Raw genomic sequence first — 17,221 nt, 5'->3', positions numbered from 1 at the left:
TCTTAAAATCTGTCACAAACCAGCTGAGAGCAGATCAATACTCCCACAGGTTACTTTCTTCTTCCATGATCCGGTATTCCCATTCCTGCGATTTCAGCAGGGCCTCGCGCGGGTTCTTGTAGATCTGGTCAAGATAGCGGTTCCTCGGATCAGATGTACGCACGATACGGCCGTTAAAAAAGCGGTTTTCTATGGCATCGGCATAGTTCATGTGCCGGGCGGTGTTCTCTTCGTTAAACCAGAGGCAATTGGGGTTCAGCCGGAAATACGACTCCAGCTCTTTGTATTTAAAAGATGCCAGGTCTTTTTCAATGCCTTCCGGTGAAAGTTCAGCCGGTATTTTGATGGTCAGCACCAGCACGTCGTAGTATGCCCGTGAACGCTGCGAATCGAATATCCAGTCTTCTTTGATCTCCAGCACATACAGCTCATTGGGCAGCAGCTCGTAACCGCTGGCCAGGGAGGTAACCTGTGTGTCGCCCCAGCCGTCCTGTGAGCTGGACGCCTGCTTGGGAGCGGCCTCTTTTGATCCGCCATCGCCCCAGCCGTCGTCTTCGGTTGCTGCCGTGCCAAAGCCGGCATTAATTTCATCCTGCGACAGACCACCGCCTTCAAAATCACGGTGTAACCGTTTGTTAAACTCCTCCAGGGTGATTTTCCGGGTCAGCGAATCGTTGCTGAACGGTTCCAGCACCCCGGCCCGTACGCCGTCAATAATATGCTTGGTAATTTCACTTCCCTTTGCAAAAAAAGGCAGGTTGGCCTTTTCTTTCAGATCGATCCTTCTCCACAAAGTATATTTCTTCGCCTGGTTCAGCGAATTGATAGGCCGTAATGAAAGAGGGTTTACCCCGTTGTCAGAGCGCTCCTGTGCCGCCAGGTCTGTCTGAAGACCTATAAAAGCACATACCAGATAAATCGCTGTTCTTTTCATATTACATTAATTGAGTGCTATGGTTTGTACTCCTGCTTCACCGATGTTCACATTTTCCACATTACCCTGGAAGTTCATCCGTTGTACGTCTTTGATCGTGATCACGTACCGGTCGCCGGGCTCTGCTTCTGAGGCCACACTACCCAGGTTGATGCTGTTTCCATTGCTTTCCATGTTCTTTTTCGACCTCGCTCCCGAAGCCAGCACCACCGTGAAGCCGGTTACCCTGTAGCGAGCGTCTTCCGGGTTGGTGTCTTTAAAGCTCTGATCGGCCTCAGCCACCACGGTAATGTTCCTGACCTGTGAAGCCGGGAAACCTCTCCTCAGGTTTTCTATCGAAGCCGGTGAACCGTTTATCAGCACTTTAAGCGCAGGCTTGGGTACCAGTCTCACGTTAAACAGGAAGTTCTGCAGTAAGATCCCGTCATTTTTCACTTCCAGGTTTACTTTGCTGGAAGTAGGCACCACGGTTACCTTACCACTTCCACCGGGAATGAAATCAGCGCCTGTTCCTGCAAATGTAGGATTGTACAGAGCTCCGAGGCCGGGGCTGTTAGTCTCCAGCCGGTTGGCACATTTAAAATACAGGGCCGGCATAGACGACGAAGCGATCTGCACCGAAGGCTTCAATACCGTATATTCTTCTTCTTTGGTAACTACTTCTGTGGTACCGTCAGCTTTCGGATACGAGATGGTTGCCGTATACGAGCGCTTCAGCTGGCCGTTCTTGTCAAAGGTTCCGCCACCCGCTTTCAGCTCGTAGGTGCCTTTCCCGTCCCTGACAGGCAGAGCAGCACCGTTAATGCTGATCCTGGGGGTAATGGCGCTTGAGTAAGCCCCGATGGCAATTTCCGCCCGGTAGGTTTGCCCGGCTACCACGGTTCTCGAATCCGGGATCACCACTGCAAACAGCTTGTCAAATTTAATTTCTTTGGCTCCCACCTGCTGTGCCAGGTAATCCAGCACTTCGGCTTCGTATCTCCTGATCACCGACTCTTTCTGACTAAGCCCGGCCAGGGCCGCCGGAACCGGCGTCTGCGCAAACAACAGCTCTGCAAAATCTTTCTTCCGGGTCATCGGGTCGGCATTGGCCATACCCGGGTCGTCTTTGGCATCAAGCGCCAGCGGTTGAAATTTAATATTGGGTGCATGTTTCTGGATATACGCTACGTATTCGTCCAACTTCCCTTTGAGCTCGTACCCTTTTTTATTTTTAACAAAGATGTTCGCTACTTTTTCTTCTTCTGCCAGGTTTTTGATCTGGTTGGTTTCCGGATCGATACCGCCGCCGGCTTCGTTCCGGATAATTTCCTTTAAGCTTTCAATATAGGAAATCACATCACTTGTTTTCTTTCTTACTTCCACGGCGTGGTTGTACAGGGTCCGGTATTCCGGCTTGTTTCCCGATTTATCCACCGCCTCGTTCATAGCGTCTAACGTTCTTTTATTACTGGTATCAGCTGCTTTGTTCGCCTGGTCTAAAGAGTTATCCAAAAGTAAGAACTTCTCCAGAATAGCATTACTGATCTGTAAGGCAAGCATAGCCGTCAACACAAGATACATCATGTTGATCATCTTCTGCCGTGGACTTTCCTTAACTCCTGCCATATTTTAGTTCTTTTGGGGTTAAAATAATGTTAATTAAACGTTTGCACTTCCTTTCATGGCCGAAAGCATGCTGCCGTACACATTGTTCAGCGAGGCCAGGTTAGTGGTCAGTTTATTCAACTCCGCCTTGAACTGCTGGCTGTCTCTGGACACATCCGACATATCGCTCAGAACGTTAGAGAAATTACCGTAGAAGGCATTCATGGCCTTCAGGTGCCGGTTGGTATCCTGTAGCTCAATCTCGTACACGGCATTCAGGGCGCTCATGTTCTGGGATATCTTATGAAACTGCGAACGGTATTCCTGCGCATCGCGGGTGGCATCTCCCAGGCTGACCATTGAGTTGACCACGTTGCCCAGCGAAGCATTCATATCGTTGATTTTGGAAGAGGCCTCCCTGATCTTGCCATTGAACTCGCTGGTAGCAACGCCTGTTCCGGCAATCTCACCCAAGCCTGATACCGACTCGTTCAGGTTTTTAAAGCTGGCTTTGAGGTTATCAAAGATATCGGGTGTAATCCTGGCATTGGCCAGCATATCATCCATTTTGGCCGTCAGGCCAAGGCCTGAAGACTGGGACTGGGTATGTGACCGGGTAGGTAATTCTCCTTTGTAGTCTTCGGCCAGCTCAGGGTAAACTCTTTCCCACTGGTATTCGGTTACCGGTCTGAGCAATGACTGTGCGGCATAGGTCAGGAAGATGATCGCTTCTACCCCCAAACCTATCGGTAGCATAAAGGAGGCCCAGTCGTAGTGCATGATCTTTCCCATAGCCCCTACAATTACAACCGCTGCACCGGCACTGTAAATAAAAGGAATGAATCTGTCCCAAAATAAGCTGGGACCGTTATTTGCTGCCATATTTTATGATGATGTTTTAATAAAGGTTATTCTATTTATTCTCTGCCGGGTACTGATCCCATCCTGTCCATTACACAGCGGAAGCCGATATAAGACTTGGTGGCCGTACGGTATTCATAGGTGGTGGTTCCTGATTCGAGATAGTGCGCCACATCCTTCCATGAGCCGCCCTTAATCACTTTACGGGGCTCATCCGGGTTGTCATAGTTGGGGTTTAAGTCCCAGGTTACCGGCATATACGACTCAGAATACGCATCCTGTGTCCATTCTGCCACGTTTCCTGCCATATTGTACAAGCCGAAAGCATTTTTCTCATACATATTCACCGGTGCCGTATACTGGAATCCGTCTTTCTGGTAGTTACCGCGGTTAGGCTTGAAGTTAGCCATATAGCAGCCTTTGGCATTGGCTACGTACGGATTTCCCCACGGGTATTTTGCACCTTCACTGCCTCCCCTGGCGGCCCATTCCCATTCGGCCTCGGAAGGCAAACGGAATCTCGGCGAACGGAACTCGTTATTCTCTGCCCGGTAGTTGTTGTACAGGTCGGTTCTCCAGCGGCAGAAGAACTGGGCGGCATCCCAGCTTACCCCTACCACGGGATAGTTATCAAAAGCCGGGTTACCGTAATAGTTTTCTGTCAGCTGATCGCCGTTATGGTACGTAAAGTCTTTCTTCCACACCGACGTGTCGGGGTAAAGGCTGGTCATAATAAACTCTTCTCCCAGCGCCTCCAGCGAGTCGGCCAGGATAGAGTTGATGAACATCCGGTATTCATTGTTGGAGATTTCGGTATCATCCATATAAAACGCCGGGATGGATATCCGCTTGTTGAGGTTGATGCGGGTAGACATCACATCTTCATCGGCCTGGCCCATCATAAAAGATCCTGAGGGAATAAGAACCATCCCTTCGGGTGCCACCTGCTTATAGCCCTTCCTGGATTTGGCCACCAGCTGCCCGTTTTTAATTCCTGCAAGCGGATCCTCAACACTTCCACCTCCTTTTTTTCCTCCCTTGCCGAAAATCTTATTTACGGTGTCGCAACTTTGAAATAAGAACGCTGAGGATAAAATAACTGCAACAGTCAAGATCTTTTTTGAAATGTGCTTGTTCATTTTTTGAAAGCAAGAATTTAATCTTCTATTTTTTACTTGTCAGAACGTTAGTTCTTAATAATATATTGTTAACGGTAATAATAAAAACGCATGCTTTTATGTACACTGATTCATAAACCATGCCAACTCCGTTTTTTTAGGCTTCGCAAAAATCAGAAAAACTATTGTAGTTTCATAGATTAGTCTTCATCTTTTTATCATAAACTGTACCGGGGGGTCTTCACCACTGATTTTCTGCCCGTTTTCAGAGGTGCCAGTACATAGCGCAAAAATATTTCGTGTGAGGTGGCTGATTTGGCATTTGTTCCTGAAGTAACGATATCCAGGGCATAGCCCAGCTTAAGCTTGTTGTCGAGTAAATTGGTTCCCAGCAGCACCGAGCCGGCATCCTGGTTCCGGTAGTTCCCTCCTATCCAGAGCTTCTGGTTATAGGTGACCATCACACCGGCTTCTACCGAGGTGCTGGCCAGGTCGGAACGGACCATCACCATGGGGCTGACATCGAGCGTATACGAAACGGCAAAGTCGTACTTACCGGTCAGGTAATATTCTCTCTTTTCTTTAAAATTATCGTCCCCGCCACCCAGCCGGTATTCAGGCTCCAGCAGGTTTTTGGCAGAAAGCCCCAGCTGGTAGCTGGGATTAACCAGGTAAATACCTGCGTTCAGCCGGGGAACCATAGCGGTGATGCGGCTGCCGGGAATATACGGGTCGTCCGGGTCACGCGGAACGTACTCGTCGCCGTTCAGGGTCAGGTTATTGAAGCCTGCTCCCACACCGAAGCCCACTATATTGCTGCCCATCCGCTTATGAAAGGAATAGCTCAGCACCAGCTCACTCATGCGCTGGGCCTTGCTGATATTCTGGCTGGCAAAATACACGCCTGCACCGCCTTTCAGCTTGGCTACGGGCATATCAAGGGCAAAAGCCGTGGAGAGGTTGCCCCCGCCCGAATATTCGGCGGCGTCATAACCGAGGTACTGTGACCGCACGGTAGACTGTACCTGCACCCGGTTAAACTGGCCGGCAGCTCCGGGGTTCAGGTAGAACTGGTTAAAAATGTAATGCGTGAAATGGGGCAGGTTCTGGCCAAAACCCGTTAACCCGGAAAAGGAAAAAAGTAAAGCAAGTAAATACTTTCTGGCCATACGGTCTCATTTTAAAGCTATATACAAATTAACAAAATAAGACTCATAATATTATGAGTCTTATTGAAAATTTACGCTATGTTATTGGCTTTTTTAATGTAAAGTTCCAGCGCACCTACCATAGACGGGGCATTGGGCAGAGGCGCTTCAATGTCGAGCGTCAGCCCGAGGTCGCGAATGGCCTTGGCCGTGGTAGGGCCAAAAGCAGCCAGGCGGGTGTTCTTCTGCTCCCAGTGCGGGAAATTATGCATCAGCGAATGCACCCCTGAAGGACTGAAGAAGCAAATGATATCGTAAAATACTTCGGTCAGGTCAGACAGGTCAGCCGGAACGGTCTCGTACGTAATGGCTTCTGTCAGCGGTATGCCGTGCTTCCTCATCAGGTCGGGAATTGCGTTGTTCCGGATATTGGAGCAGGGGAACAGAAACTTTTCGTTCTTGTTTTTAAGAATGAAAGGCTCCAGGTCGGCTGCCGTTTTATTGCCGGAAAAGATCTTCCTCTTCCTGATGGTAATGTATTTCTGAAGATAATTGGCTGTCTGCTCCGTAATACACAGGTATTTCATATCGATCGGGATTTCCACCCGCAACTCCTCGCATATTCTGAAGAAGTGATCAATGGCATGCCTGCTGGTAAATATAATAGCGGTGTGCGCTAAAATATCTATTTTCTGCTTTCTGAATTCTCTGTGATCTACTTTTCTGACGTCAATAAAGTTCCTGAAGTCCACCTTGATCTTGTAGCGGTCGGTCAGGTCAGCGTAAGTAAGAGATTTTTCGCCCGGATTGTCAAGAGTAATTAAAATACTTTCTACCTTCCTCAAACGTTCGTCATTTTCTGTCATCTTGCTCAAAACAAATACCTGAAATTTCTTTCACATCAGCGCTTTCAGAAAAGAAATCTCATTCCTAAAATAACCGGAAGCGCTTCTGCGATGCAAAGATACGAAAACAAGTACAAAAACTTCACATTACTCTCCCGGTTTATCGTAAAATATATCAGCAGCCCCCTGCAGAAATAAAATACCATCAGCAGGATAACCAGGTAATTTCCAATACTTTCCGGGATGGGTATATAGGTATTATACATCACCAGGGCTACCAGAAGAAGAAGCGAATAAAAGAAGAGGCTGCACTGGATCACCTTGAAATAATGCAGGTCGGTAAGCCTGCCCAGGTTGAAGAGTTTCCCCATAATATTGAGGTAAAAAAACTTCACTACGTATACGATAAATACGAGCAGGCACAGCTTTAAAAAGTTTACTGTATGAACCGCAAAGGTGTTTCCCGACTGAAAAAAGAAGTTGCCGTCAATCAGGGAAAGTCCCCCGAACTGCAGCATCAGGATCAGGAATCCGAGCACCACGCTCAGCAAGATTACAAAGAGCAGGCTGGGGCGGTCAAGCGGCTTACCGATGATGAAGAGATCTTCTTTCACCCGGGTGGAAAGCACATCGCGCAGGGAATAATATTTTCCGTATACCCGGAAGTAATTGCTGGAAACAAAGCTCATGACCACCAGGCTGAGCACAAATGCAATGGCCACACCGCTGTTAAACCGGGATACCGACCGGGGCGTCAGCCTGACCACTTCACGCACGGAGGTTTCTTCGCGCACCGAAGGGCCCGCCGCATTATTGCCCGAAGGAAAACCCACATAGGCTGTTACCTCCTGGGGCGAGGAAACCGTGAAAAAGCTGAAGTAGATTTCTTCGCTTTTGTACTCCCGCCGGAGGCTGTCAACAGAATATACCAGCCAGTGCTGCTCCTTACATACCCGCTCCAACGCGTTGTTGATAAATATATTGGCCGGCTTTTCGGGCGTTCTTACCAGCAAATAGGCATGGGGAAAGCGGGAGAGGTCGAGCGACAGCCCGAAAGTCTGAAACTCTTTATCGGAATTATAAACGTAAGGCACATACACCTCTTCGTCCTGGTCAAACATCAGCCATTCATGGGTTAAATCATGAACGGGGCGGTAATTTTCATACCTGACCGGCTGATTGGCACGGGTTCCCGTCCAGATCAGGCTGAATACCAGAAGAAAAAAAGAATATCTCACCCGCAGCAATTTTTTTTGCAAAATTATAAAACCCCGGGCATAATCCGCGGCCCCGCCACGTTTTTATCTTCACCCTGTAAGACATATTTTCACTATATAAGGCATGCCAGCCACATAAGTTCAGCTATAGGACTAAAATGCCTTACAGGGTGAAAAACTTAACACGGTTTTTTTGGAAATTCCGTAAAAAAAATAATCCTTTGCAGCGTAACATTCCTATCGGTATGAAAGAGAAAACAAAACAACTTAAGGCGGAGATCAGCAAAAGCCTGTCTGCCATAACGGACATCGGTGAACGGGTGGAGAAAAAATCGATCCGGAAAAAGATCGCCGCACTGGCCGAAGATCTGCGGAAACTTTTGAAAAAGGAGACAAAGAAAAAAGAAAAAGAAGCGGCCAAAGCCGTAAAAAAGGCCGGGAAAGCGGAGAAAAAAGCTGCTAAAAAAGTAAAAGCACCTGTATCCGGGAAAGCAGAAGCCGGAAACGGCCAGCCGGTTAAAAAGAGTACCGCCTCAAAAAGCGGAACCGCAACGGCTGCGGTGAAAAAGGAGGCTGCCGAAACGGCTGTTAACCTGAAAGCCGAAGTCTGGAAATCTTCTGACAAAGAATAGGTTTTACCGGAAAAAAGGTATAATTTCAGGCGATAAAAAGATCCGCACATGAAATTATACCTTTTTTTAGGGCTGCTTACAGCCTCCTGCCTGCTTCAGGCGCAATCTGTTATTATCACCGAAATTCTGGCTGACCCCACGCCCTCGCACGGACTTCCCGAAAGAGAATACCTGGAAATTTTTAACCGCTCAGACCGGCCGGTTTCGCTCAGCGGGTACGTGCTGCAATACGGGAACACCCGGGTGACCTTCCCGGCTGCGGTCATCGAGCCGGGTGAGTATGCTATTGTTTGCCGCAGCACGTATGCCCCGGAGCTCGCTCCGTGGGGCAAGGTCATCGGCCTCACGAACCTTGTGCTGAACAACTCCGGGAATACCCTGAGCCTGTCAGACCCCACCCGCACAGAAACGCATACGGTGACCTACTCTTCTGCCTGGTACACACCGGGCCGCTCTGAAGGTTACAGCCTGGAAATGATCGACTCAGACTACCCCTGCCGGGGAAAAGCCAACTGGGCGTCGTCAACGGCAGCACAGGGAGGCACACCCGGCCAACCCAACAGCGTGGTGCGGCCGAATCCCGATGAGACCCCGCCTGAGCTTCTCCGGTATGACCTGGAGCAAGACCGGGTGCTGCTGGTTTTTAACGAGGTCATGAGCGCAGATCTGGCCGGGAACCCCGGCCATTTCGGGATCCTGAGCGGTGACGTCTCCGTCACCGGTGCTGCTTTTGGCGATGCCGGCCGCGAAACCGTGGTTCTCTCCCTGAACAGGGCACCCGACGGCGACCTGGAGCTGCGCATTTACGGTGCTGCAGATTGCACGGGAAATACCGCACCCGATATTACCGTAATCTTTGAAGACCTGCCCGAACCCCTGCCGGGCGATATCCGTTTGTCGGAAATCCTGTTCAATCCCCTGCCCGGCGGCGATGATTTTGTGGAGCTGCACAATACAAAAGCGCAACGTTTTGACCTGAAAAACTGGCAGCTGGCCCGAACCAGCGCTGACGGGAAAATCACCGGCCATGCAGCCCTGTCTCCTACCCGGCTGATCCTGCCCGGTGAAGCCTACATGGCGTTTACCGTGAACGGCTCTTTTCTCACCCGTCATTACCCGGTCACCGGCCGCATCACGGAGATCCCGGCCCTGCCGGCATACAATAACGATGCGGGCACGGTTTTGCTGCTGAAACCCGACAGCACAGTCTACGACCGCTTCACGTATTCGGAAAAAATGCATGCTTCGCTGGTCCGGAACCCCAAAGGTGTTTCGCTGGAAAGGGTTTCTTTCCGTTCCCGGCACGACCTGTGGGCCTCGGCTTCTTCTGACGCCGGCTTTGCCACACCCGGCGCGCCCAACTCACAGGAAGAGCACGACCGGCCAACATCATTTTTCGCAGCAGAACCCCTGGTCTTTCACCCTTACCCCAACTCAGATACGCCCGTGACTTACCTGACCTACGTGCTGACCGGCGGCGAAACGTACGCTTCGGTGAACATCCTGGACAGGCACGGGCAGCCCGTCAGGAGCCTGACCCAAAGCCAGCTGCTGGGAATGCAGGGCCAAATAACCTGGGATGGCACCGATGATCGCGGCAGGCTCCTGCCGCCCGGTTACTATGTTTTCGTGATCCGCGTATTCGGAACCGGCCTCAACCGTATGTTTTATGCAAAAACCGTCATAGCGACGAATTAGCTAATATTTATAGAGGTTTTTTTGACTTTTTAGCGATTTACATCCTATTTTTAAAAATTAAAAAAATGATATACGAAATGTCACCTTTTGTTTTATTGCTGGATTGGGAGGGGTTTGAAAAAGATAAATACGTTCACACGGTACTTGAAGATAACCTTCTCCCGAATTACCTGGAGAAATGCAGCTGGTTTGCAGGCAGGAACCGGAAAAACTGGAGAATCAAAATTACCGGAGCCGTACGGATGAAATGCGGGGATACGGAATTCTTCTTTACCTATCTCCAGATCCGGTATTCTTCAGGCGAACCCGAATCATACCTTTTCCCGGTTTCATTTGTAGGAGAAGAAACGAGTGACATACCCGAAAATGCTTTTATATCCCGCGCCTCACTCGATGAAAAGGAGGGCTTCCTGGTAGATGCCGTGTACGATCCGGCCTTCCGCCTGGCTATTTTCAAAAGCCTGCTCAGCTCAGCTTCCACCCGGCAAAAAAATGAGCAGGTGCTGGAGTTTGAAAGAGGCAAAGGACTGGAAGACGAAACCGAAACCGAGAGCTGCTTCATTGATATTGACGGCAACAACACGGCGTTTGTATACAACAACAAGTATTTCTTTAAGCTCTACCGGAACCTCTACCAGGGCATTAACCCGGAAATAGAATCGCTCCGTTTTTTTTCGCGGAAAGAAAAATTCAGCAATTACCCCAAATACTGCGGCAGCATCAACCTGACCGAAGAAAATACGCCGCTCTACACCTTTGGCGTAATGACCGAATACATTGCCGATTCAAAAGACAACTGGTCGCTGACCGGTGATTACCTGAATGATTTTATCATTGGCCTGGTCGACGGCAATTTCCAGGTTAAAGAGCAGGTTTTTGTGAAGGTGGCCCAGCTGGGAAAAAGAACCGCCGTTATGCACGATGCCCTGTTTGATCCCGGTGCGGAAGAGGCTTTCCGGCCCGAGCAGATCAACCGGAGCTACCGTACAGAAATTCACCGGAAGCTGGAAGAAGCCCTCGACAAACGGTACGATACGCTGATTGACATGTATATGGACCTCGACGAGCAGACCCAGGCCCTGGCGTGGCAGTTCATGGAGGCAAAAGATAAAATCCTGAATTTTATTGACCAGATTCTTACCCGCGTATTTAACTCGCTCCGGATACGGATACACGGTGATTTTCACCTGCGGCAGATCCTGATCAATGCAAAGGGGATCCACATGATCGACTTTGAAGGCGAGCCCAATACGCCCATCAGCAAACGCATTACCAAGCACAGCCCGCTGAAAGATGTAGCCTCCATGATCCGTTCTTATCATTATGCGGTATCGGCCAAGCTGTATAACAGTGAGCAAACCCAGATGATCCCTGAAAAAGACCTGCTGCGCGCTTCTGACCGCTGGTACAAGCTGATGCGTGATACCTTCCTGGAAGAATACCTGACCTATTTCGGTCCGCATCATACCCTGCTGAAAAACAATAACGAAGTGAACTATCTCCTGCAGTTCCACCTGCTGGAAAAAGCCATCAATGAGCTGGGCTTTGAGATCAGCAACCGGCCGTCGTGGATCAAAATCCCGCTGAAAGGTATCCTGGATGTGGTAAGAGAGATTGAAAAACTGAGAACGGTCTGATGTTCCAGAAAGCGCTGATGTTCTTTTTTGCGGCGAAAGTAGCGCTGGTCACCTGTCATTACGAAACCGGCCATGCCGGCCTGGAAAAGCAGAAGATGAAGGTGGAACGGACCGGTACGCTGGACCGCGTCCTGGACGAGTGCTCCGGCATATGCCCGTCACCCTGGTCAGAGCACCTGCTGGCCCTGAACGATTCAGGCGGAAAAGCGGAGCTCTACGAGATCAGCAAAGACGGGAAGCTGGTGAATACCCACCCGGTGCCCGGTGCGGTGAACCGTGACTGGGAGGAAATCACCACCGACCCGGCCGGAAACGTGTACATCGGCGACTTCGGCAACAACAGCAACCGCAGGAAAGACCTCACCATTTACAAATATTCACGGGATACCTCCACCGGCGGGGCTCCCGGCAACAGTGTTACCCCAAAAATCACCTTCCGCTACGCCGGCCAGACCTTTGCCACCGATGAGAAGAAAGAATTTGACTGCGAAGCATTTTTCTGGGCTAACGACTCCCTCTACCTCTTCTCCAAAAGCTGGGAGAAAGGGGCCAAAATCTGCCGGATGTATGTACTTCCCGACCGGCCCGGAGACTATGAGCTGACCCCGCATGACGAAATCTTCTTCAAAGCCCAGATCACGGGCGCAGCCATCAATGCCGGTAAGGACCGGTTCGCCCTGATTTCTTACGGCAAGATTTTCCTCTTCGGTATCTCAAACGGCAGGATCGGGTTTCACTCCCCCATTGCCTGCATCAAAATAGCCCGGAAGCAAACGGAAGCGATACTTTTTGAAGATACGGGCGGGCTGCTTTTTACGAATGAACAAAGGGGAATGTTCAGAATTAAGTTAAAAGATAAAAGTTGAGCTATATAAAGTATTCATATAAGAAGTCCTTAACTTTTCACTTTTAGTTTTTAACTTTTCACTTACTTTTAACTTTCTCCCCTTTCTTAAATTTAATATTCCCTTAACACAAAAGAAAACAACACCTTATAATTTTGTACCGGAAATATCCCAATAATGTATGAATGGTAAAATTCTGGTAATTGATGATGATGAAGACATCCTGGAGCTTCTGACTTACAATCTGGAAAAAGAAAATTACGAAGTACGATCAGCCGATAACGGGCTGAAAGGACTGGAGGTGGCGCGTCAGTTCCAGCCGGATGTCATCCTGATCGATATCATGATGCCGGTCATGGACGGTATACAGGCCGGTAAAGCCATCAAAAATGAGCTGAAGAATACTCACCTCATCTATCTCACCGCCCGTGCAGAAGAGTACTCGGAGGTAGCCGCTTTTGAAGCCGGTGCCGATGATTACCTCACCAAGCCCATCAAGCCCCGTGCCCTTATCAGCCGTATCCAGGCCTGGTTCCGGAAAGAGACGGGCAAAAATGCCGACAGCAATATCCTGGAGATCGGCGGACTGACCATCAATAAGGAGAACTACTCGGTAACCAAAGAAGACGGCAGTGTAAAAATCCTGCCCCGGAAAGAGTTCGAGATCCTGTATTACCTGGCCTCCCATCCCAATAAGGTTCAAAGCCGCGAGTCGCTGCTTCAGAAAATCTGGGGCGCCGATATTTTCGTGGTGGAACGTACCATTGATGTGCATATCCGTAAAGTGAGGGAGAAGATCGGGGAAAAGTATATCGGCACTTTAAAAGGCGTAGGCTATATGTTTACTGCCGATTAATGCAGATATTTGAGCTAAAATAATTCCGGTGTATGCTGCTCTCTCCCCGGTGGATTTCTTTTCTGATCGCAGTGCTGATCACCTTTATTACGGTGGCCTTCCTGCATTTTATACCCGGTGTAACGGTACCTATGCTTTTTGTGACCGGAGCCAGTGCCTTTATTTCGTCTTTCCTGCTGATCTTTTATATCATTGACCTGCTGGTGTTCCAGGAGGTGAACAGCATCTATCTTTCGCTCAGGAAACTGAAGATCAAAGACTTTGACATACCGCGTAAGTCCCTGATCAAAAGTGTAAACCCGCTGAAAAAGCTGAACCGGGAGATCTCCAATTATGTATCGCGGAAAGAGGAGGAAATTGACACGCTCAGGCGGATGGAGACCTTCCGCCGGGAGTTTATCGCCGACGTATCGCACGACCTGAAAACACCCATCTTTGCGGCCCAGGGCTTTATTCATACCCTACTTGACGGCGCCATCGAAGACCCGGAGGTATCGCACAAATTCCTGACAAAAGCGGCCCGGTCTATGGACGGCCTCGAAATGCTGGTCAAAGACATCCTGATCCTGACCCAGGTGGAGTCAGGCGATATCCGGATGCAGATGGAGAAAGTAGACCTGGTAGAAGTGATCCGCGATATTTTTGATCAGCTGGAAGATAAGGCGGGGAAACGGGAAATTGCCCTGGTGCTTAAACCAAAAGCCGTAAAAAGTGTCAAAGTAAAAGCAGACCGGGTGCGCATCACCCAGGTGCTGACCAACCTGATCACCAACGGCATCACGTACGGTAAAAACGGCGGGAAGGTAACCGTGGAGCTGACCCAGGAAAACCGCCATGTGATGATCCGGGTGACCGATAACGGCATAGGAATAGCTCCTGAGCATCTTCCGCGCATCTTTGAACGCTTTTACCGCGTAGATAAGAGCCGCTCGCGGGCCGTGGGAGGCACAGGCCTGGGCCTGGCCATTGTGAAACATATCCTGAATGCCCACAATACCCGTATCGACGTGACCTCCAAACCCGACCACGGCACCACCTTTAGTTTTACCCTGCCCCAGGCAGCAGAAGATTTTTCTTCGTAACTTTGCGTCAAACGTTTACCGATTTGGATTTAACCCGATTTAAGAAAGCCCCCAGGAACCTGAATTTTGAGGATCTCATCATTTTTGAAAATGAAAATTATGTGGTCATCAACAAACCGCCGTTTGTGCCTTCGCTTGACGAGCGCACGGCAGACAGGCACCTGAGCATCCTGAAGCTGGCCCGTGAGCATTACCATGATGTGCAGCTTTGTCACCGCCTCGACAAAGAAACATCGGGGGCATTGGTGCTGGCCAAAAACCCCGAAGCCTACCGTCACCTCTCCATGCAGTTTGAGCACCGCGAGGTACAGAAAGAATACCATGCCGTGGTAAACGGCGTACATGATTTTGACAGTGTATCGGTTTTCCTGCCTATTGCCATCGTAAAAGACGGCACGGCCGTACGCATTGACCGGCAGCGGGGCAAGCTGGCCGAAACCGTTTTCTTTACCCTGCAGAAATTTGCCCGCCATACGCTGGTGCGCTGCATTCCCATTACCGGCCGTATGCACCAGATCAGGGTACACCTGCAATGCCTGAATGCGCCTATTGTGTGTGATCCTACCTACAACGGCGACTATATCTTCCTGTCACAGATCAAACGGAAATTCAACCTGAAGGAAGAAACGGAAGAGCTGCCCCTCATCAAACGGGTGGCGCTGCATGCGCATTCCATTCATTTCCGGGATCTTGACGAAAGCCTGCTCAGCATTACAGCGCCTTACCCCAACGACTTCGAGGTGCTGGTCAACCAGCTGGTCAGGTTTTCTTCTTAGCTGCACCGTAAAAGTCACGGAACTTAAAGTTCTTCTTAACATTTTTCACATCTTCGTTCTCGGTATCGCCGAGCAGGAATCCCCAGGCCTCGAGCCTCGGACTGGCATCAAAGATGACTTTCAGGATAGCGGTTACCGGCAGCGCCAGGATCATCCCGCCTATTCCCCAGAGCTTTCCGAAGAGTAATAAAGCCGTAATGGCAACCAGCGCATTAATGCTGACCTGGTTACCTACCACATAAGGAGTGATGAAGTTGCCTTCCAGGAACTGGATCACCGCAAAAGAAGCGGCCACGGCGAGGGCCGAAAGGTAGGAATCTTTGGTAATAAGCGCCACCAGGATAGGGAGTGCCGAGCCTATAGCTACCCCGATATAGGGCAAAATGGCCAGGAAGGCGGCAAAAAAGCCAAAAAACAGGGCGTGTTCTATGCCGATGACATACAGGGCGGTGGAATTGAGCGTTCCGATAATCAGGATGACCAGCATAAGTCCCAGGATGTACCCTCTCACCACGGTTTTCACCTTATTGATGGTAGCCACAATTTTGTGCTTGCTGGTATCTTTCAGCCATTTAAAAACAAATGTCTTCAGGAAGTCGCGGTACATCAGCATCAGGAAAATATACAGCGGCATAAGCGCCATGCTGACCAGGAAGTTCGAAGTACCCCCTATGGTTGAGCCCAGGAATTGCGATCCGCTTTTCACGGCATCGGAAATGTGCTTCTGGCCTTCGGTAATGATCTGTTCTTTATTGATCCCGAAATTGCCCAGGAACCCGGCCAGGTCTCCCACCCACTGGTTGAAGCGGCTTTCCATCTGGGGAAAGAGGTCATCGAGGCTGATCACCTGTGTATACGCCGCATACACCAGCCCTGCTACCAAAGCCATGATGAGGATGATGCTGATGATAATGGAAATCACCCGCGGAAACCCCTTCGTTTCCAGGTAATTACATACCGGATACAGGAGAAAGGAGAAGAGAGCGGCAACAATAAACGGCACCACCACGTCTTCCAGCATATACGCGATGTAGACGATAATAACCAGGGAAACAAGTGTGCCGGCGAGGCTTCGGGGGGAAGCCGGTTTCTTAAATGTGTTCATCTTCAAGCTGTTTGAGATTGTCTTTGTAAATCCTATTGGACACTAAGATACTTACTTCAAACAGAAAATAAAGCGGAATGGCCACTAAAATTTGGCTGATCATATCGGGAGAAGGTGTTATAACCGCCGCTACGATCAGGATCACCACGAAAGCGTGCCGGCGGTACTCCTTCAGGAACGAAGGGGTAACAATACCGATTTTGGTCAGCACCATGATCACTACGGGCAGCTGGAACATGAGTCCGCAGGCCAGGGTAAGCGTGGTTAAGATAGAAAGATAGTTTTTGATATCGTACTGGTTGACGATAGAGGGGTCCAGCTGGAAATTCACCATAAAGTGGACCGCAAACGGCGTTACGATGTAATAGCCGAAAAGAACACCCGAGAAAAACAGCAGGGAGATGATCAGCACGGCTCCCCGCGCCGCTCTTTTTTCCGAAGCACGGAGCCCCGGCTTGATGAACGACCATATCTCCCAGATAACATACGGGAAAGCAATCAGCAGGCCGATGATGGCCGAAGAAGTAATGGCCAGCATGAACTGACCGGAGATCTCCCGGTTCTGAACGTCAAACTTCAGCTCCTGGAGGCAAAGGCTGTCGATGTGCAGAAGCCGTCCTATTTCGCACATTTTGCGGTAGGTCCAGAAATCTACCTTCGAAGGCCCCATAATGATCGACCCGTATACCCATTCTTTGATAAACCAGGCCACTATCATGAATATGAATATGGCCGCTATTGACCGGATCAGGTGCCACCGGAGCTCTTCCAGGTGCTCCAGGAAGGTCATTTCCTTTTCTCCATCAAATTCTTCTTCTTCTACGTGGGCTTGGTCTAAAGGCATAATCTTCTGCAAAAAGAAGGCCCTGAGGGCCTTCAT

General features: G+C 49.7%; 16 protein-coding genes. 7 read left to right on the top strand and 9 right to left on the bottom strand.

Annotated features, from left to right (window positions below; translation table 11 throughout):
- Positions 1-34: 34 nt before the first annotated feature.
- The 7 genes from porN to AB2U10_RS06325 all read right to left on the bottom strand — a co-directional run bounded on the left by porN (position 35) and on the right by AB2U10_RS06325 (position 7,731).
- Positions 35-934 (bottom strand): type IX secretion system ring subunit PorN/GldN, encoded by a 900-nt coding sequence (gene porN, locus AB2U10_RS06355; protein WP_367913510.1) that lies wholly within the window; start codon positions 932-934, stop codon positions 35-37.
- A 6-nt stretch (positions 935-940) separates the two neighbouring features.
- Entirely contained in the window at positions 941-2,542 is a 1,602-nt protein-coding gene (porM, locus tag AB2U10_RS06350; protein WP_367913509.1) for a type IX secretion system motor protein PorM/GldM, read from the bottom strand.
- 33 nt (positions 2,543-2,575) lie between these two features.
- Positions 2,576-3,403: a type IX secretion system motor protein PorL/GldL gene (gene porL, locus AB2U10_RS06345; RefSeq protein WP_367913508.1), complete on the bottom strand. Its 828-nt coding sequence runs from the start codon at positions 3,401-3,403 to the stop codon at positions 2,576-2,578.
- A gap of 35 nt (positions 3,404-3,438) precedes the next feature.
- Positions 3,439-4,521 (bottom strand): T9SS ring complex lipoprotein PorK/GldK, encoded by a 1,083-nt coding sequence (gene porK / locus AB2U10_RS06340; protein WP_367913507.1) that lies wholly within the window; start codon positions 4,519-4,521, stop codon positions 3,439-3,441.
- Positions 4,522-4,718: 197 nt separating this feature from the next.
- On the bottom strand, positions 4,719-5,669 hold the full coding sequence (locus tag AB2U10_RS06335; RefSeq protein WP_367913506.1) for a PorP/SprF family type IX secretion system membrane protein: 951 nt from the start codon (positions 5,667-5,669) through the stop codon (positions 4,719-4,721).
- Positions 5,670-5,740: 71 nt separating this feature from the next.
- Positions 5,741-6,514, bottom strand: a complete 774-nt coding sequence (locus AB2U10_RS06330) for a uroporphyrinogen-III synthase (protein ID WP_367913505.1) — start codon at positions 6,512-6,514, stop codon at positions 5,741-5,743.
- A gap of 44 nt (positions 6,515-6,558) precedes the next feature.
- On the bottom strand, positions 6,559-7,731 hold the full coding sequence (locus AB2U10_RS06325) for a DUF4271 domain-containing protein (protein WP_367913504.1): 1,173 nt from the start codon (positions 7,729-7,731) through the stop codon (positions 6,559-6,561).
- 224 nt (positions 7,732-7,955) lie between these two features.
- Between AB2U10_RS06325 and AB2U10_RS06320 the strand changes: the two genes are divergently transcribed.
- The 7 genes from AB2U10_RS06320 (at position 7,956) to AB2U10_RS06290 (ending at position 15,236) form a co-directional block, all read left to right on the top strand.
- Positions 7,956-8,342: a hypothetical protein gene (locus AB2U10_RS06320; protein WP_367913503.1), complete on the top strand. Its 387-nt coding sequence runs from the start codon at positions 7,956-7,958 to the stop codon at positions 8,340-8,342.
- A 48-nt stretch (positions 8,343-8,390) separates the two neighbouring features.
- Positions 8,391-10,040, top strand: coding sequence for a lamin tail domain-containing protein (locus AB2U10_RS06315; protein ID WP_367913502.1), 1,650 nt, complete (start codon positions 8,391-8,393; stop codon positions 10,038-10,040).
- A 65-nt stretch (positions 10,041-10,105) separates the two neighbouring features.
- Positions 10,106-11,677: a maltokinase N-terminal cap-like domain-containing protein gene (locus AB2U10_RS06310; RefSeq protein ID WP_367913501.1), complete on the top strand. Its 1,572-nt coding sequence runs from the start codon at positions 10,106-10,108 to the stop codon at positions 11,675-11,677.
- Complete coding sequence (locus AB2U10_RS06305) at positions 11,677-12,543, top strand: hypothetical protein (RefSeq protein WP_367913500.1); 867 nt, start codon at positions 11,677-11,679, stop codon at positions 12,541-12,543. Before AB2U10_RS06310 ends, AB2U10_RS06305 begins: the two co-directional genes overlap by 1 nt.
- A 160-nt stretch (positions 12,544-12,703) precedes the next feature.
- On the top strand, positions 12,704-13,378 hold the full coding sequence (locus AB2U10_RS06300; RefSeq protein WP_367913499.1) for a response regulator transcription factor: 675 nt from the start codon (positions 12,704-12,706) through the stop codon (positions 13,376-13,378).
- Between the two features lie 32 nt (positions 13,379-13,410).
- Positions 13,411-14,460: a sensor histidine kinase gene (locus tag AB2U10_RS06295; RefSeq protein WP_367913498.1), complete on the top strand. Its 1,050-nt coding sequence runs from the start codon at positions 13,411-13,413 to the stop codon at positions 14,458-14,460.
- A 23-nt stretch (positions 14,461-14,483) separates the two neighbouring features.
- Complete coding sequence (locus AB2U10_RS06290) at positions 14,484-15,236, top strand: RluA family pseudouridine synthase (RefSeq protein WP_367913497.1); 753 nt, start codon at positions 14,484-14,486, stop codon at positions 15,234-15,236.
- On the opposite strand, the gene AB2U10_RS06285 is transcribed toward AB2U10_RS06290, so the two are convergent.
- Together AB2U10_RS06285 and tatC are read right to left on the bottom strand one after the other, a co-directional pair.
- Complete coding sequence (locus AB2U10_RS06285) at positions 15,220-16,341, bottom strand: AI-2E family transporter (protein WP_367913496.1); 1,122 nt, start codon at positions 16,339-16,341, stop codon at positions 15,220-15,222. The genes AB2U10_RS06290 and AB2U10_RS06285 overlap by 17 nt on opposite strands.
- The gene (gene tatC / locus AB2U10_RS06280; protein ID WP_367913495.1) at positions 16,328-17,185 is read right to left on the bottom strand and encodes a twin-arginine translocase subunit TatC; all 858 of its coding nucleotides are present in this window, start codon (positions 17,183-17,185) and stop codon (positions 16,328-16,330) included. The genes AB2U10_RS06285 and tatC overlap by 14 nt, the downstream gene beginning before the upstream one ends.
- Positions 17,186-17,221 lie beyond the last annotated feature (36 nt).

The organism is Leadbetterella sp. DM7, from assembly GCF_040829825.2.
Lineage (GTDB): Bacteria > Bacteroidota > Bacteroidia > Cytophagales > Spirosomataceae > Leadbetterella.
The sequence above is the reverse complement of the archived record's forward strand: the minus strand, read 5'-3'. Positions and strand labels throughout refer to the sequence as shown.

What these genes read in the sequence shown, in the direction of transcription:
- porN (WP_367913510.1), bottom strand. Translation starts at nt 934, where the DNA reads ATGAAAAGAACAGCGATTTATCTGGTATGTGCTTTTATAGGTCTTCAG.
- AB2U10_RS06315 (WP_367913502.1), top strand. Translation starts at nt 8,391, where the DNA reads ATGAAATTATACCTTTTTTTAGGGCTGCTTACAGCCTCCTGCCTGCTT.
- AB2U10_RS06295 (WP_367913498.1), top strand. Translation starts at nt 13,411, where the DNA reads ATGCTGCTCTCTCCCCGGTGGATTTCTTTTCTGATCGCAGTGCTGATC.
- AB2U10_RS06305 (WP_367913500.1), top strand. Translation starts at nt 11,677, where the DNA reads ATGTTCCAGAAAGCGCTGATGTTCTTTTTTGCGGCGAAAGTAGCGCTG.
- porL (WP_367913508.1), bottom strand. Translation starts at nt 3,403, where the DNA reads ATGGCAGCAAATAACGGTCCCAGCTTATTTTGGGACAGATTCATTCCT.
- AB2U10_RS06335 (WP_367913506.1), bottom strand. Translation starts at nt 5,669, where the DNA reads ATGGCCAGAAAGTATTTACTTGCTTTACTTTTTTCCTTTTCCGGGTTA.
- AB2U10_RS06320 (WP_367913503.1), top strand. Translation starts at nt 7,956, where the DNA reads ATGAAAGAGAAAACAAAACAACTTAAGGCGGAGATCAGCAAAAGCCTG.
- AB2U10_RS06310 (WP_367913501.1), top strand. Translation starts at nt 10,106, where the DNA reads ATGATATACGAAATGTCACCTTTTGTTTTATTGCTGGATTGGGAGGGG.
- AB2U10_RS06285 (WP_367913496.1), bottom strand. Translation starts at nt 16,341, where the DNA reads ATGAACACATTTAAGAAACCGGCTTCCCCCCGAAGCCTCGCCGGCACA.
- AB2U10_RS06300 (WP_367913499.1), top strand. Translation starts at nt 12,704, where the DNA reads ATGAATGGTAAAATTCTGGTAATTGATGATGATGAAGACATCCTGGAG.
- porM (WP_367913509.1), bottom strand. Translation starts at nt 2,542, where the DNA reads ATGGCAGGAGTTAAGGAAAGTCCACGGCAGAAGATGATCAACATGATG.
- tatC (WP_367913495.1), bottom strand. Translation starts at nt 17,185, where the DNA reads ATGCCTTTAGACCAAGCCCACGTAGAAGAAGAAGAATTTGATGGAGAA.
- AB2U10_RS06330 (WP_367913505.1), bottom strand. Translation starts at nt 6,514, where the DNA reads ATGACAGAAAATGACGAACGTTTGAGGAAGGTAGAAAGTATTTTAATT.
- porK (WP_367913507.1), bottom strand. Translation starts at nt 4,521, where the DNA reads ATGAACAAGCACATTTCAAAAAAGATCTTGACTGTTGCAGTTATTTTA.